The organism is Pseudomonas sp. GW823-FHT02E01, assembly GCF_058797535.1.
Map to the genome: position 1 here is coordinate 50,883 of NZ_JBXAJS010000006.1, position 16,166 is coordinate 67,048.

Genomic DNA, 16,166 nt, shown 5'->3' on the forward strand with positions numbered 1-16,166 from the left:
CACCACTGATTTGCTCAATGCAAGCAGGAGAATAACAAGATGAAATTTGTAAAAACCGTGTTGGCCGCTTCGCTGGCCATGGTCTTCGCCGCTCAGGCACAGGCTGCTGTTTCAACCCAGGAAGCTGCCAAGCTGGGCACCAGCCTGACACAGGTAGGGGCTGAAAAAGCCGGGAACGCTGATGGTTCCATTCCTGCCTACAACGGTGGTCTGACCACCCCGCCGGCCAGCTTCAAGGCCGGCGACAGCATGCGCCCGGACCCGTTTGCCAGTGAAAAACCGGTACTGGTGATCGACGGCAAGAACGTCGATCAGTACAAAGGCATGCTCACGGCGACCACGGTAGAACTGGCCAAGCGTTTCCCGACGTTCCGTGTCGACGTGTTCCCGACGCACCGCACCGTTTCGCTGCCTCAAGCGATTCTGGATAACGGCGTGAAGAACGCCAGCGGCGCCAAGTCCCTGGAAGGTGGCCTGGCCATCGACAACGTGCTGCCGGGCATTCCATTCCCGATTCCGCAGTCGGGCAACGAAGCGATGTGGAACTTCCTGTTGCGCTACCAAGGCGTCAGCATCAGCTCCAAGTACGACTCCTGGAACGTTGACTCAGCGGGCGTTCCAAGCCTGGCGACCACCGGGCAAGCGAACATCTCCTACCCGATCTATGAAAACCTCTCGCAGCCGATCAGCAGCGCCGACGTGTACTACCAGATGAAGCTGGCATACACCGGCCCTGCGCGCCGCGCCGGTGAGGCGATCATGCTCAAGGATGCCGCCAACCCGTTGCAGCAACCGCGTCGCGCCTGGCAGTACTTGCCGGGGCAGCGTCGAGTGAAACTGGCTCCGAGCCTGGCTTACGACACGCCAAACCCGGGTACCGCCGGTGCGGGCACCTACGATGACGTGTTCGTCTTCAACGGTGCGCTGGATCGCTACGACTGGAAGCTGGTGGGCAAGCAGGAAATGATCGTGCCCTACAACACCTACAAGCTGACCTACGTGCAGGATCCGAAGTCGCTGACCACCGCCAATCACCTGTCACCTGACTTCGTACGCTGGGAAAAACACCGTGTATGGGTCGTCGAAGGCAACCTCAAGGCCGGTGCCCGTCACATCTACCAGAAGCGCCGCTTCTACCTCGACGAAGACAGCTGGACCGCTTTGGCCTCGGATCAATATGACGCCCGTGGTCAGCTCTATCGCGGTTCCTTCGCCTTCCTGAGCCAGAGCTATGACAAGCAGGTTCCGGACTCCACGCCGTTCATGATCTACGACCTGGTCGGTGGTTCCTACAACATCAACGGCGTAGTCGGCCCTTACGGCGGCATCAAGTACATCGAGCCGCTCTCCAAGGCCCAGTGGTCTTCGGAATCCCTGGCCGGCGCCGGTATTCGCTAAGCCAACCGCAACAACGCACCCGCACGGTCGGGTGCGTTGTTGTAGGAGCGAGCTTGCTCGCGATGGACGAGTGGGCGACGCGGGTGTCCAGACAGCACGCGTCATCGTTAACGCCCATCGCGAGCAAGCTCGCTCCTACAAACGGCATGACCTGCACGGCGCAAGGTTTGAACGTCAGGCACACGGATGTGTGTCCCGGCGCGGTTTTCCGAAGAGGACGCAGCATGTGTTCGTATAAAAACAATATTTTGCAGCTGGCGTTTGGCGTTGTGCTCGGCCTGTCGCAGGGCATCGCCCAGGCGGCCGATTACGTCGATGTACTGGACCTGCCCGCCAGGGTCAGTGCCTTGGCGATCAACAGCCCGTTGTCCGGCATGACCCGCGCCGGCGGGCGCGTGATTGCCGTCGGCCAGCGTGGCCATATTCTGTTTTCCGATGATTCGGGAAACCACTGGCAACAGGCCGCCGTACCGGCCAGTGCCGACCTCACTGCGGTGAATTTTCCGACCACCACCCAAGGCTGGGCGGTGGGTAATGACGGCGTGGTGCTGCACAGCAGCGACGCCGGCGCGACTTGGCAAAAGCAGCTCGACGGTCGTCAGATCGGCGCCTTGCTGGTCAAGCATTACACGGCGCTGGCCAGCGCCGAACCGGGCAATGAGCAATGGCCCCAGTTGGCCATGGAAGGCCAACGACTAGCCGATCAGGGCGCGGACAAACCGCTGCTCGGCGTCTGGTTCGCCAACGACAAAACCGGCTATGTGGTCGGGGTATTCAACCTGATCCTGCGTACCGACGACGGTGGCCTGACCTGGACGCCATTCCAGGACCGCACCGACAACCCCCAGGGTTTCCATCTCAACGCCATCGCCTCTACCGGCGACAGTGTGTACATCGCGGGCGAGCAAGGCCTGCTGCTCAAATGGGACGACAGCGCCCAACGCTTCAACGCGGTACCGACGCCTTATCAAGGCAGCTTCTTCGGCGTGCTCGGCAAGCCTGGCGAAGTGCTGATCTATGGCCTGCGCGGCAACGTGCTGCGCAGCACCGATGGCGGCCAGAGCTGGACCGCACTGGACACCGGCCTGCACGTCAGCATCACCGCGGGCCTGATCGATGCCCGTGGCAATTATCGCTTGTTCACCCAGGGCGGGCAGATGCTGGTCAGCCAAGGGACGGGCGCCCAGTTGCATCTGAAGCAGCAACCGGCACCGACCCCGGTCGCCGGCGCCACCCAGTCCGCCGATGGCGCCTTGGTGCTGGCAGGCAGCCGTGGTGCCCGGACGCTGTCCGCCGATCCAGCCCTCGAACCCTAAGAGCGAGAACCCAGACATGGGCAATATCAAACAAGACGCCATGCCGGTGATCCGCGAACTGCGGGATTTCGACCACCGCTCCGGCAACCTCCTCGAACGGCTGGTGTTCAACTACCGCCCGCTGTTCATGCTGCTGATGGCGCTCGCCACCGTGGTGCTGGGCTTCATGGCGGTGACTCGCCTGGAGTTGCGCCCAAGCTTCGAAAAAATGATTCCCCAGAGCCAGCCCTACATCCAGAACTTCCTGGAAAACCGCCAGTCGCTGCGCGGTCTGGGCAACTCGGTGCGCGTGGTGGTCGAGAACACCCAGGGCGATATTTTCGACCCCGAATACCTCGACGTGCTCAAGCAGGTCAACGATCAGCTGTTCCTCACCGAAGGCGTCGACCGCGCGTGGATGAAGTCGCTGTGGAGCCCGGCCGTGCGCTGGACCGAAGTCACCGAGGACGGTTTCCAGGGTGGCCCGGTGATGCCCGACACCTATTCGGGGCAGCCTGAACAGATCGAACAGTTGCGCCAGAACATTTCCCGCGCCGGTGTGGTGGGCAGCCTGGTAGCCAGTGATTTCAAGTCGACCATGCTGATCGTGCCGCTGATGGACAAAGCCGCCGCCGGCGGTCAACGCATCAACTACCACGCCTTCTCGCAGATGCTCGAAGAGCAGTTGCGCGACAAGATCGAATACGCCGGTGACAGCGCTGCGCGTAAATCCGGGGTCGAAGGCACCGGTCATTACAAGGTGCGGGTGATCGGCTTCGCCAAACTTATGGGCGACCTGATCGACGGCCTCATTCAAGTGATGATGTTCTTCGGCCTGGCCGTCGTCACGTCGCTGATCATCATCTACGCCTACACCCGTTGCGTGCGCAGCACCCTGCTGGTGGTCGGCTGCTCGCTGGTCGCGGTGGTCTGGCAACTGGGTATCGTCGCCTGGCTGGGCTACGCCATCGATCCGTACTCGGTGCTGGTGCCGTTCCTGATCTTCGCCATCGGTGTATCCCACGCCGCGCAGAAGATGAACGGCATCATGCAGGACATCGCCCGCGGCACCCACAAACTGATCGCTGCGCGCTACACCTTCCGCCGTCTGTTCATCGCCGGTGTCACCGCGCTGTTGGCCGACGCCGTGGGCTTCGCCGTGTTGATGCTGATCGATATTCCGGTGATCCAGGACCTGGCGATCACCGCCAGCATCGGCGTCGCGGTGCTGATCTTCACCTCGCTGTTGCTGATGCCGGTGGCGCTGTCCTATGTCGGTGTGGGCGCGAAAGCCGCCGAGCGTGCGCTGAAAATCGACAACCGCGCCGAACACCACAAAGGCTTCGGCAAACTGTGGGACTTGCTCGATCGCTTCACCACGCGCAAGTGGGCCACCGGTGCCGTATTGGTCGCAGTGTTGATGGGCATCGGCGGTTTCATGGTCAGCCTGCACCTGAAGATCGGCGACCTGGAAAGCGGGGCGCCGGAGCTGCGCGCCGACTCGCGCTACAACCGTGACAACGCCTACATCACCAGCCACTACGCGCTGTCCAGCGACCTGTTCGCGGTGATGATCAAGACCGCGCCGGAAGGTTGCCTGAACTACAAGACTCTGGTGCTCGCCGACCGCCTGGCCTGGGAGCTGCAACAGTATCCGGGCGTGCAGGCGACCGCGTCCTTGGTCAACGCGGTACGGCAGATCACTGCCGGTACTTATGAGGGCAACCCCAAGCTCAACAGCATCCAGCGCAACCAGGACGTGCTCAACTACGCCGCCCAGCAAGCCTCGGTCAACTCGCCGGAGCTGTTCAACACCGACTGCTCGCTGATGCCGGTGATCACCTTCCTCAAGGATCACAAGGCTGAAACCCTCGATGCCGTGGTGGCGATTGCCGACAAGTTCGCCAGAGAAAACAGCAGCGAGGATCGCCAGTTTCTGCTCGCCGCCGGCACTGCCGGGATTGAGGCGGCGACCAACATCGTGGTGCGCGAAGCCAACCGCACCATGCTGCTGTACGTGTATGCCGCGGTGACGCTGTTCTGCCTGATCACCTTCCGCAGTTGGCGGGCCACACTGGTGGCCCTGTTGCCGCTGGTGCTGACCTCGATCCTTTGCGAAGCCTTGATGGTGGCCATGGGTATCGGCGTAAAAGTCGCAACCTTGCCGGTGATCGCCCTCGGGGTGGGCATCGGCGTCGACTACGCCTTGTACCTGCTCAGTGTGCAATTGCACTTCCAGCGCCAGGGCTTGCCGCTGTCCCAGGCGTATCGCAACGCCGTGTCCTTCACCGGCCGCGTGGTCGGGCTGGTGGGCATCACCCTCGCCGCCGGTGTGGTGTGCTGGGTCTGGTCGCCGATCAAGTTCCAGGCCGACATGGGCATCCTGCTGACCTTCATGTTCCTGTGGAACATGCTCGGCGCGCTGATCCTGATTCCCGCTCTGTCGTACTTCCTGCTGCGCGAACGGGCACCCAAGCCCGGTTCTGTCGCGGCAACCGAAAACACCGAATCCACTGAACGTCCCGGCATGCCCCATGCCGTGACCACTTCCGAGTAAGCCAAGATGTCTGATTACAAAGCTCCCCTGCGCGACATGCGCTTCGTACTCAACGAGGTTTTCCAGGTGTCCCGGCTCTGGGCACAATTGCCTGGCCTGGCCGACGTGATCGATGAAGAGACCGCCGCCGCCATCCTCGAAGAGGCCGGCAAGATCAGCGGCGAAGTGATCGCGCCACTGAACCGCGCCAGCGACGAACAGGGTTGCACCTGGAACGACGGCGCGGTCACCGCCCCGGACGGTTTTGCCCAGGCCTATCAAGCCTTCGCCGAAGGCGGTTGGGTGGGTGTCGGCGGTGATCCGCAGTACGGCGGCATGGGCATGCCCAAGGCGATTTCGGCCCAGGTCGAAGAGATGGTCAACTCGGCCAGCCTGTCGTTCGGCCTGTACCCGATGCTGACCGCCGGTGCCTGCCTGTCGATCAAGGCCCACGCCAGCGAAGAACTGAAAGCGGCTTACTTGCCGAACATGTACGCCGGCATCTGGACCGGTTCGATGTGCCTGACCGAAGCCCATTCCGGCACCGACCTGGGCCTGATCCGCACCAAGGCCGAACCCCAGGCCGATGGCAGCTACAAGGTCAGCGGCAGCAAGATTTTCATCACCGGTGGAGAGCACGACCTGACGGAAAACATTATCCATCTGGTACTGGCGCGGCTGCCCGATGCACCGGCCGGCCCGAAAGGTATCTCGCTGTTCCTGGTGCCGAAAGTGCTGGTCAACGCCGACGGTTCGCTGGGTGAAAACAACGCGCTGTCCTGCGGCTCCATCGAACACAAGATGGGCATCAAGGCGTCCGCCACCTGCGTGATGAACTTCGACGGCGCCACCGGCTGGATCGTCGACGCACCGAACAAAGGCCTGGCGGCGATGTTCACCATGATGAACTACGAGCGTCTGGGCGTTGGCATCCAGGGCTTGGCCCAAGGCGAGCGCTCGTACCAGAACGCTGTCGAATACGCCCGTGACCGTCTGCAAAGCCGTGCGCCAACCGGTGCGCAATTCAAGGACAAGGCCGCCGACCCGATCATCGTGCACCCGGACGTGCGACGCATGCTGTTGACCATGAAAGCCTTGAACGAAGGCGGCCGTGCGTTCTCCAGCTACGTGGCCCTGCAACTGGACATCGCCAAGTACAGCGAAGACGCACCGACACGCCAGCGCGCGCAGGATCTGGTATCGCTGCTGACCCCGGTGGCCAAGGCCTTCCTCACCGACATGGGCCTGGAAACCACCCTCCATGGCCAGCAGATCTTCGGCGGCCACGGCTACATCCGTGAGTGGGGTCAGGAGCAACTGGTGCGTGATGTGCGCATCACCCAGATCTACGAAGGCACCAACGGCATCCAGTCCCTGGACCTGGCCGGGCGCAAGATCGTTGGCAGCGGCGGGGCGCTCTACCGCTTGTTCGCTTCGGAAATCCGCAACTTCACCGCCAACGTTGGCGCTGACCTTGCCGAGTTCATCCAACCGCTGAACGCCGCCGTCGACACTCTCGACGACCTGACCGCGTGGCTGCTGGACCGGGCACAAAACAACCCGAACGAAATCGGCGCGGCCTCGGTCGAGTACCTGCATGTGTTCGGCTACACCGCTTACGCCTACATGTGGGCGCGCATGGCCAAGGCCGTCATGAGCGGCGATGGCGAGGACGATTTCTACACCAGCAAACTGGCCACCGCGCGTTTCTACTTCGCCCGGTTACTGCCGCGTATCCACTCGTTGAGCGCATCGGCCAAGGCCGGCAGCGACTGCCTCTACGAGCTGCAAGCCGATCAGTTCTGATCGAAAGGACAAGGAACCTTAAACATGATGGCGACAAAAATAATTCCGCCCGCCGACGGCGCCTATGCCTACCCCTTGCTGATCAAGCAATTGCTGCTGTCCGGCGTGCGCTACGAGCCGGGCCGGGAAATCGTCTACGCCGACAAGCTGCGCTACAGCTACCAGACCCTCAACAAGCGTATTCGCCGCCTGGCCAATGCGCTGACCGCAGCCGGGGTCAAGGCCGGTGACACCGTGGCCCTGCTCGATTGGGACAGCCACCGCTACCTGGAATGCTTCTTCGCCGTGCCGATGATCGGCGCGGTGCTGCACACGGTGAACATTCGCCTGTCGCCGGAGCAGGTGCTGTTCACCATGAACCACGCCGAGGATGACCTGGTGCTGGTGCATGATGATTTCCTGCCCCTGGTCGAGCAGATCCACGGTCGGCTGGAAACCGTAAAAGGCTACCTGCAGCTCACCGATGACGAGGCGACCACGACCTCGCTGCCGGTGCTGGGCGAGTACGAGCACCTGCTGTCCCTGGCCTCGGACCAGTACGACTTCCCCGATTTCGACGAGAACTCGGTCGCCACACTGTTCTACACCACCGGCACCACCGGCGACCCGAAAGGCGTGTACTTCAGCCACCGCCAGTTGGTGCTGCACACCCTGAATGCCGTCGGCACCCTGGGCGTCTATCAGGGCCAGCCGCTGCTGCGCTCCGACGACGTGTACATGCCGATCACGCCGATGTTCCATGTGCATGCCTGGGGCGTGCCGTATGTCGCGACTCTGATGGGCATCAAGCAGGTCTACCCGGGCCGCTACGAACCCAACAGCCTGGTCAAGCTGTACCGTGAAGAGAAGGTGACCTTCTCCCACTGCGTGCCGACCATCCTGCAGATGATCCTCAACTGCGAGGAAGGCAAGGCAACCCGTTTCGATGGCTGGAAAATGCTCCTGGGCGGCAGCGCGCTGACCCTCGGCGTGGCCAGCGAAGCCAATGCCAAAGGCATGGTGGTGCACGCAGGCTACGGCATGTCCGAGACCTGCCCGTTGCTGTGCCTGACGTACCTGCGCGATGAAGACCTGCAGCTGTCCGCCGAAGCGCAACTGCCGATCCGCATCAAGACCGGCACCCCGGTGCCATTGGTCGACCTGAAGATCATCGACGCCGACGGCAAAGATGTGCCCCATGACGGCGAGTCCCTGGGCGAGATCGTGGTGCGCGCGCCGTGGCTGACCCAGGGCTATCTGAAAGCCCCGGACAAAGGCGCGGAGTTGTGGCGCAACGGCTGGTTGCACACCGGCGACATGGCCTCGATCGACAAGCTGGGCGGCGTGGAAATCAAGGACCGCATCAAGGACGTGATCAAGACCGGCGGTGAGTGGATCAGCTCCCTGGAACTGGAAAGCCTGATCAGCGAACACCCGGGCGTGATGTCCGTCGCCGTGGTGGGCATTGCCGACGAACAATGGGGTGAACGCCCGATGGCCATGGTCGTTTGCGAGCCCGGGCAATACCTCGACCGCAAGATTCTGGAGACGCACCTGCAAGCCTTTGTCGATGGCGGCCGCATCAACAAATGGGCGATTCCCAAGAAGTTCAAGTTCGTCGCCGAAATCCCCAAGACCAGCGTCGGCAAGATCAACAAGAAGCTGATCCGGGAAACTGAAGCGAACTGACACGAACTGACCCGAACACTGTAGGAGCGAGCTTGCTCGCGATGGACTCAAGGGCGTCGCGTTTATCCTGTAAACACGCGTTATCGTTCACGACCATCGCGAGCAAGCTCGCTCCTACAACGAGTCCAGCAGCAGGCGGTTTCTGGATAGCCCGGTTGGTGTCATCTTTGTCATAGTCCTCGTCAGAGATAACGCCCCGTTAGTCGCAGTTTTCAGCGCCTGTGCCAAGCTGAACGGGGTATTAGCGCCGGGCATTCAACTGCCGGCCAGTCAACCCCCAGGAAGCCCATGCCATGAACCTCGCCCGTGCATCAAACGTTCGCCACGAGTTCTACAAAGCCGTCTGGTTCTATTTAAAAGTGGTCTGGCCGATCTTCTCGATACTGCTTTTGGTGATCATTGCGTTCGGCCTCATCATCGCCCACCTGGAAGGCTGGGGCCCGTTAGACGGTATCTACTTCGCCTTCGTGACCGGCCTGACCATCGGCTATGGAGAGCTGGTGCCCAAACTGGGTGTGTCGCGAGTGCTGGCGATCCTGCTGGGTTTCAACGGCGTGCTGATGACCGCGACATTCGCGGCGATCAGTGTCCGGGCCATTGAAGTGACGGTGACGGCATCACGCAAAGACGCGTAGGAGCGAGCTTGCTCGCGATGGTCGTCAACGATAACGCGCAAATCCAGGATTAGCGCGGTGTTTTTGAGTCCATCGCGAGCAAGCTCGCTCCTACAGTTTTATGCCTCCCAACCCGCCCCGGTCACCGCCGCCTGCACCAGCGGGTGCAAGTCCGCCCCCTGATGTTCCGTCTGCCAGGCCAGCAACTCCTTGCGCATGCTGGGCGCCCAGTACATCTGCATATGATTGCGCACGCTCAGCACCGCCTGTTGCTGGTCCGGCTGGCTGGCGAAGTACTGGGCGATCTGGTTGGCCATCTTGATCAGGTTGTTCGTGCTCATCGGCGTACCTCCGCTTTGGCGCCACGGCCCCGGTCCTTGAGCAGACGATGCTGTTCATCGCTGAATTCCTGGAAGCGTTTTTGCCACTCAGAAGGGTGATAAACGCGGCTGACTTCCACGGCGGTGACCTTGTACTCCGGACAGTTGGTGGCCCAGTCCGAGTTGTCGGTGGTGATCACGTTGGCGCCCGATTCCGGGAAGTGGAAGGTGGTGTACACCACACCCGGTGCCACCCGTTCGGTGATCCGCGCACGCAGCACGGTTTGCCCGGCGCGGCTGCCGATACCGACCCAGTCACCTTCGTTGATACCACGGCTTTCGGCGTCGGTCGGGTGGATTTCCAGGCGGTCTTCGTCATGCCAGGCGACGTTGTCGGTACGCCGGGTTTGAGCACCGACGTTGTACTGGCTGAGGATGCGCCCGGTGGTCAGCAGCAGCGGATAGCGACTGTTGACCTTTTCCTCGGTGGGCACGTAACCGGTGAGCATGAAGCGCCCCTTGCCGCGCACGAATTCCTCGATGTGCATGGTCGGCGTGCCGTCCGGTGCTTCGGCGTTGCACGGCCATTGCAGGCTGCCGTGGCTATCCAGTGCGGCGTAGCTGACGTTGGTGAAGGTCGGCGTCAGGCTGGCGATCTCATCCATGATTTGCGACGGGTGCGTGTAGTTCATCGGGTAACCCAAGGCATTGGCCAGGGCCACCGTGCCTTCCCAGTCAGCCTTGCCACCCAGCGGGTCCATGACTTTGCGTACCCGCGAGATACGCCGCTCGGCGTTGGTAAAGGTGCCGTCTTTTTCCAGGAACGAACTGCCCGGCAGGAACACATGGGCAAACTTGGCGGTTTCGTTGAGGAAAATGTCCTGCACCACCACGCACTCCATGGCCGACAAAGCGGCGGTGACGTGCTGGGTATTCGGATCGCTCTGGGCGATGTCTTCGCCCTGGCAATACAGGCCCTTGAAACTGCCGGCCAGGGCCGACTCGAACATGTTGGGGATGCGCAGGCCCGGGTCGGGTTGCAGGGTGACGTTCCAGGCCTGTTCGAACTGCGCCCGCACCACCTCGTTGGAGATGTGCCGGTAGCCAGGTAGTTCGTGGGGGAAGGAGCCCATGTCGCAGGAGCCCTGAACGTTGTTCTGCCCCCGCAGCGGGTTCACGCCCACGCCTTCGCGGCCGATGTTGCCCGTGGCCATGGCCAGGTTGGCAATGCCCATCACGGAAGTACTGCCCTGGCTGTGCTCGGTGACGCCCAAACCGTAGTAGATCGCCGCGTTGCCACCGGTGGCATACAGGCGCGCAGCGGCACGGATGTCGGCAGCGGGTACACCGCAGATCGGGCCAAGGGCTTCCGGCGAGTTTTCCGCGCGGCTGACAAACTCACTCCAGGTCGCGAAATCGCTACCCTCGCAACGGGCGTCGATAAAGGCCTGGTTTTGCAGGCCTTCAGTGATGATCACGTGGGCCAAGGCATTGAGCATGGCGACGTTGGTGCCGGGGCGCAGCGCCAAGTGATATTCGGCGCGGGCGTGCACCGTGTCCACCAGATCGATGCGTCGCGGATCGATGACGATCAGCCGCGCGCCTTCACGCAGGCGGCGCTTGAGTTGCGAGGCGAACACCGGGTGGGCGTCGCTGGGGTTGGCGCCCATCACCAGGATCACGTCGGCCTGCATCACCGAGTCGAAACTCTGGGTGCCGGCGGACTCGCCCAGGGTTTGTTTCAGGCCATAGCCGGTCGGCGAGTGGCAGACCCGCGCACAGGTGTCGACGTTGTTGTTGCCGAAGGCCGCACGCACCAGTTTCTGCACCAGATAGGTTTCTTCGTTGGTGCAACGGCTGGAGGTGATGCCACCGATGGAATCGCGGCCATATTTTTGCTGCAGACGGCGGAATTCGCTGGCGGCGTAAGTCACTGCTTCATCCCAGCTGACTTCCTGCCAAGGGTCGCTGATGTGCTTGCGGATCATCGGCTTGGTGATGCGATCCGGGTGGGTGGCGTAGCCCCAGGCAAAGCGCCCTTTGACGCAAGAGTGGCCGTGGTTGGCCTGGCCGTTCTTGTCCGGAACCATACGCACCAACTGGTCGCCTTTCATCTCGGCGCGGAACGAGCAGCCCACCCCGCAATAGGCGCAGGTGGTGATCACGCTGCGTTCCGGCTGGCCCAGTTCGACCACGCTTTTTTCCATCAGGGTCGCGGTAGGGCAGGCCTGCACGCAGGCGCCGCAGGACACGCATTCCGAGTCGAGGAAGTTCTCGCCACCGGCGGCAGCCACGCGGGATTCGAAACCGCGCCCGGTAATGGTCAGGGCGAAGGTGCCCTGGGTTTCTTCGCAGGCACGCACGCAACGGTTACAGACGATGCACTTGCTCGGGTCGTAGTCGAAGTAGGGGTTGGAGGTGTCTTTCACGTCCTCCAGATGGTTCTCGCCTTCATAGCCATAACGCACTTCCCGCAGGCCGACCTGGCCGGCCACGGTTTGCAGCTCGCAGTTGCCGTTGGCCGAGCAGGTCAGGCAGTCCAGCGGGTGATCGGAGATGTACAACTCCATGACGTTACGGCGCAGGGTCGCGAGCTTTGGCGTCTGGGTATGCACGGTCATGCCTTCAGTGACCGGCGTGGTGCAGGACGCGGGGTAGCCGCGCATGCCGTCGATCTCCACCAGGCACATGCGGCAGGAGCCGAAGGCTTCCAGGCTGTCGGTGGCACAGAGTTTGGGAATGGTGGTGCCCAGCAGCGCGGCGGCGCGCATCACCGAGGTGCCTTCGGGCACGCTGATGCTGCGGCCGTCGATGTTCAGGGTGACTTGCACCTGGCTGTCGCGGGCAGGCGTACCCAGATCGATATCGGTTTTCGGGTCGAAGAGAGTGATCATTGCTCGGCCTCCGAGGGCTGCAAGCCGAAGTCGGCGGGGAAGTGCTTGAGGGCGCTGGCGACCGGGAAGGAAACCATGCCACCCAATGCGCACAGCGAACCGTATTGCAGGGTGTCGCACAGGTCCTTGAGGATGATCACCTGCTCATCGCGACCGCTCGCGTCTGGCGCGGCGAGCAGGCGGTCGATCACCTCAACGCCACGGGTCGAGCCGATGCGGCACGGGGTGCATTTGCCACAGGATTCCTCGGCGCAAAACTGCATCGCGAAGCGCGCCATGTGGGCCATGTCCAGGCTGTCGTCAGCCACCACCACACCACCGTGACCAAGCATGGCGCCGATGGCCGTAAAGGCTTCGTAATCCAGCGGTGTATCGAATTGCGAAGGTGGCACCCAGGCGCCAAGCGGGCCGCCAACCTGTGCGGCCTTCAGCGGTCGGCCACTGGCGGTACCACCACCGTAGTCTTCCACCAGCTCCCGCAGGGTCAGGCCAAAGGCCCGTTCCACCAGACCGCCATGACGAACATTGCCCGCCAACTGGAAAGGCATGGTGCCCAAGGAGCGGCCCATGCCGTAATCGCGATAGAACTGAGCGCCCTTGGCCAGAATCAGCGGTACCGAGGCCAAAGTCAGCACGTTGTGCACCAGCGTCGGCAGGCCAAACAGACCCTTCAAGGCAGGAATTGGCGGCTTGGCACGAACGATCCCGCGCTTGCCTTCGAGGGAGTCCAGCAACGCGGTTTCTTCACCGCAGATGTAAGCGCCGGCACCGACTCGCACTTCCATATCGAAAGCCAAGCCGCTGCTGCCGACATTGGCGCCGAGGTAACCGGCATCTCGGGCGATGTTCAACGCCGCACGCAGCGTGGCCACAGCATCGGGATATTCCGAGCGAACATAGATGTAGCCGTAAGTGGCACCGACGGTAATGCCGGCGATGGCCATGCCTTCGATCAGCAGGAAGGGGTCGCCTTCCATCAACATGCGGTCGGCGAAGGTGCCGGAATCGCCTTCGTCGGCGTTGCATACGATGTACTTCTGCGCCGCTTCGGTCGCGCGCACCGTGCGCCATTTGATCCCGGCGGGGAAAGCCGCGCCGCCACGGCCACGCAGGCCTGAATCGAACACCGCCGTCGCGGTCTGCTCGCCGCCAAGGGCGATGGCCTGGGTCAAGCCCTCGAAACCACCATGGGCGCGGTAATCCTCCAGTGACAGCGGCCGGGTAATACCAGCACGGGCGAACAACAGGCGTTGTTGAGTCTTCAGATAAGACAATTCTTCCACCAGACCCAAGGCCAGTGGATGGCTGGACGGCTCACCTTGCAGCGCATCGAGCACAGACGGCACATCGGCAGCGGTCAATGGGCCGAAGCCGATACGACCTTGCGGGCTGTCCACTTCCAGCAGCGGCTCCAGCCAGTACAGGCCGCGCGAACTGGTGCGCTGTAGCTCCAGCGGCAGATTGCGTTCCTTGGCCTGAGTGATCAGGGCCACGGATACCTCATCGGCACCCACGGCACGGGCTAGCGAATCACAGGGCAGATAGAGAGTCGGCATCACGCGTCCTCCCGGCAAGCGTCGAGCAAGGCATCCAGACGCTCAGCGCTGAGCCGCGCATGCACCCGACCATCCAGCTCCAAAGCAGGCGAACAGGCGCAGGCACCAAGGCAATACACCGGACGCAAACTGATGCTGCCATCGGCGCTGCTGCCGTGATCGTCCAGTTGCAGACGATCGCGCAACTGCGCGGCCAACTGCTCGGCACCGCGACTCTTGCACGACTCAGCCCGGCACAGCCGCAGGATATGTTTGGCCGGCGGCGCGGTACGGAAATCATGGTAAAAACTGATCACCCCGCGAACCTCGGCCTGACTCAGATTGAGGGCATGAGCAATCTCGGGGACGGCGACATCGGGGATGTAACCGATGCGTTCCTGAATATCATGAAGAATGGGCAACAGCGCACCCGCAGAGCCCTTGTGGCGCTCCAGCAGACTGTTGACCACAGGCAGGTGCAACATCTCATCAGGCATTCAGCAATCCTCACGGTCACGGACAAACCAGATGGTCGTCGGTCGTCCGAAAGTGTCGGCTGCGGCACTCACACCACGTCACGGTATCGTGGCATTTTCAGGCCGTTGGCCAGGGCACCCTGAGCGGGCATCTTGTTGTGCCCGGCGCGGTCTTCGCCGCACCTCTACTGGGCATAAAGGGCAGCTTGCCACGCTGCTGTTGATCGACCTGCACCAAAGCGACGTGCTCGGTTCTGCCTACGACTATCCATTTAGTCTAGATGAGTGCCGAAAGGGGCGTTCACCCACCGGCCTAATGCCCGGAGGGCTTGTCGATGGCTGATGTATAGCAAGCATTACAGGTGAGAAGAAGCATCAGAACCGTGGGCAATTTTACGGAGCAGATCCGCCGATCCATTCCGCTACAAACCGAAAGCCATCCCCCCCGAACCGAACACAAAAAGCCCCGAAAAACCTCAAGGCCAAGCCGAAATACCACCCGCCACACAACCCCCCTGTGGGAGCGAGCTTGCTCGCGATAGCGCCAGCCCAACCACCCTCAATGCTGAAGATTGCACCACAAACCCACTCACACACTGGGGCCAAACAATGCCCGCCAGCCCACCGCAACCCCCTGTGGAAGCGGGCTTGCTCGCGAAAAACGCAAGGCATCCACGTGTCCCGCTGAATACCCCGGCCACCGCAACCAAGCCCGCTCTCACAGCGTCACGCCTGACTTTTGAAACCAAAAACTATCCTGGCGCTTCGCCCACTACCCCTCAGCCTTAGCCCCCGTCCGCTTAGACGCCAGCTCATTATCCCGATCCCGAGTAAGCACCTTCACCGCATCATCCACCAACGCCTTACTCATCGAAGTCAGATAATGCGCCGCCCAGGCGTGACGGTCGGTGTCTCTGGCATAAGCAGCATCTTCAGTGAGCGTCTTGGCCAGGAACAGGAAATCAGAGGCGATGGACAAAGCATCGCCGAGAGGAACGCCGCGAGTGACATGAAACAGCGCTTGATCCGCGCAGTAGATGGCCGGCGTCAGACCGATGGTTTTGAGTTCAGGTTGTTCAGTCATTGGCCACCTCCGAGGATGGAGAGGCAATGGGGGAGGGGTTTACACGATTGGGAGTTGCGTAGAGGGAAAAACCAAATTTCAAACGGATTGATACTGCGCATTATCCAACTCCTTGATATGAGGAGCTGCCACGTTCGTTACCACACGAATGGGTGACAGCTGTGCGCAGGGTGGTAAACCGGGAATCAAGGAAACCGGCACGCCCGAGGGCGTCCCACGCACAGCCGCCATAACTCACGCCGCAGGCACAAAAAAAGCGCCTGATGACGTGATTGGGGCGCTGTTGCGCCTTGAATAACTCGGGTTACCACACCCGGTCGCTGAATTGGCAGCGACGGGTGGGAGGTTATAGTCCAGATCCTTTTCCTGCAACCTTCAAAGGCCTCGATCCCAAACCACCTGAGACGAAAAATGTGTTCTGTCCTCGATTTGTTCGTTGCGCGTGTGGCAGCCGCTACGCTCATCGTCCGCTTTCGGCTGTGGATTCAACCGGTCGCTCCAGAGTGTCTATTTAATCAGGGGCGATTCACTACATTGGAC

Annotated in this window: 11 protein-coding genes; 6 read left to right on the top strand and 5 right to left on the bottom strand. The window is 61.8% G+C overall.

Translation table 11 applies throughout. The features are described from left to right. Positions 1 to 39 precede the first annotated feature (39 nt). The 6 genes from AC1RDQ_RS15860 to AC1RDQ_RS15885 all read left to right on the top strand — a co-directional run bounded on the left by AC1RDQ_RS15860 (position 40) and on the right by AC1RDQ_RS15885 (position 9,338). Positions 40 to 1,398 carry a DUF1329 domain-containing protein gene (locus AC1RDQ_RS15860; RefSeq protein ID WP_057716322.1) on the top strand — a complete coding sequence of 453 codons (1,359 nt, stop codon included), beginning with the start codon at positions 40 to 42 and terminating at the stop codon, positions 1,396 to 1,398. 224 nt (positions 1,399 to 1,622) lie between these two features. Continuing rightward, positions 1,623 to 2,714, top strand: coding sequence for a WD40/YVTN/BNR-like repeat-containing protein (locus AC1RDQ_RS15865; RefSeq protein WP_407514288.1), 1,092 nt, complete (start codon positions 1,623 to 1,625; stop codon positions 2,712 to 2,714). 16 nt (positions 2,715 to 2,730) lie between these two features. Beyond that, a complete protein-coding gene (locus AC1RDQ_RS15870) occupies positions 2,731 to 5,250 on the top strand; it encodes an efflux RND transporter permease subunit (RefSeq protein ID WP_492587689.1) in 2,520 nt (839 codons plus the stop codon). Positions 5,251 to 5,256: 6 nt separating this feature from the next. Then, positions 5,257 to 7,035: an acyl-CoA dehydrogenase C-terminal domain-containing protein gene (locus AC1RDQ_RS15875; protein WP_492587690.1), complete on the top strand. Its 1,779-nt coding sequence runs from the start codon at positions 5,257 to 5,259 to the stop codon at positions 7,033 to 7,035. 24 nt (positions 7,036 to 7,059) lie between these two features. Beyond that, positions 7,060 to 8,703 (top strand): fatty acid--CoA ligase, encoded by a 1,644-nt coding sequence (locus tag AC1RDQ_RS15880; RefSeq protein WP_492587691.1) that lies wholly within the window; start codon positions 7,060 to 7,062, stop codon positions 8,701 to 8,703. A gap of 293 nt (positions 8,704 to 8,996) precedes the next feature. Continuing rightward, the gene (locus tag AC1RDQ_RS15885) at positions 8,997 to 9,338 is read left to right on the top strand and encodes a potassium channel family protein (protein ID WP_223501153.1); all 342 of its coding nucleotides are present in this window, start codon (positions 8,997 to 8,999) and stop codon (positions 9,336 to 9,338) included. A gap of 98 nt (positions 9,339 to 9,436) precedes the next feature. On the opposite strand, the gene AC1RDQ_RS15890 is transcribed toward AC1RDQ_RS15885, so the two are convergent. The 5 genes from AC1RDQ_RS15890 to AC1RDQ_RS15910 form a co-directional block, all read right to left on the bottom strand. Next, complete coding sequence (locus tag AC1RDQ_RS15890) at positions 9,437 to 9,658, bottom strand: formate dehydrogenase subunit delta (protein WP_057716316.1); 222 nt, start codon at positions 9,656 to 9,658, stop codon at positions 9,437 to 9,439. After that, positions 9,655 to 12,531 carry a formate dehydrogenase subunit alpha gene (fdhF, locus tag AC1RDQ_RS15895; protein WP_154947357.1) on the bottom strand — a complete coding sequence of 959 codons (2,877 nt, stop codon included), beginning with the start codon at positions 12,529 to 12,531 and terminating at the stop codon, positions 9,655 to 9,657. Before fdhF ends, AC1RDQ_RS15890 begins: the two co-directional genes overlap by 4 nt. Then, positions 12,528 to 14,087 (bottom strand): formate dehydrogenase beta subunit, encoded by a 1,560-nt coding sequence (locus AC1RDQ_RS15900; protein WP_492587692.1) that lies wholly within the window; start codon positions 14,085 to 14,087, stop codon positions 12,528 to 12,530. Before AC1RDQ_RS15900 ends, fdhF begins: the two co-directional genes overlap by 4 nt. Next, the gene (locus AC1RDQ_RS15905) at positions 14,087 to 14,563 is read right to left on the bottom strand and encodes a formate dehydrogenase subunit gamma (protein ID WP_492587693.1); all 477 of its coding nucleotides are present in this window, start codon (positions 14,561 to 14,563) and stop codon (positions 14,087 to 14,089) included. Before AC1RDQ_RS15905 ends, AC1RDQ_RS15900 begins: the two co-directional genes overlap by 1 nt. Positions 14,564 to 15,314: 751 nt before the next feature. Further along, the gene (locus AC1RDQ_RS15910; RefSeq protein ID WP_492587694.1) at positions 15,315 to 15,626 is read right to left on the bottom strand and encodes a DUF3077 domain-containing protein; all 312 of its coding nucleotides are present in this window, start codon (positions 15,624 to 15,626) and stop codon (positions 15,315 to 15,317) included. Between the last annotated feature and the right edge of the window lie 540 nt (positions 15,627 to 16,166).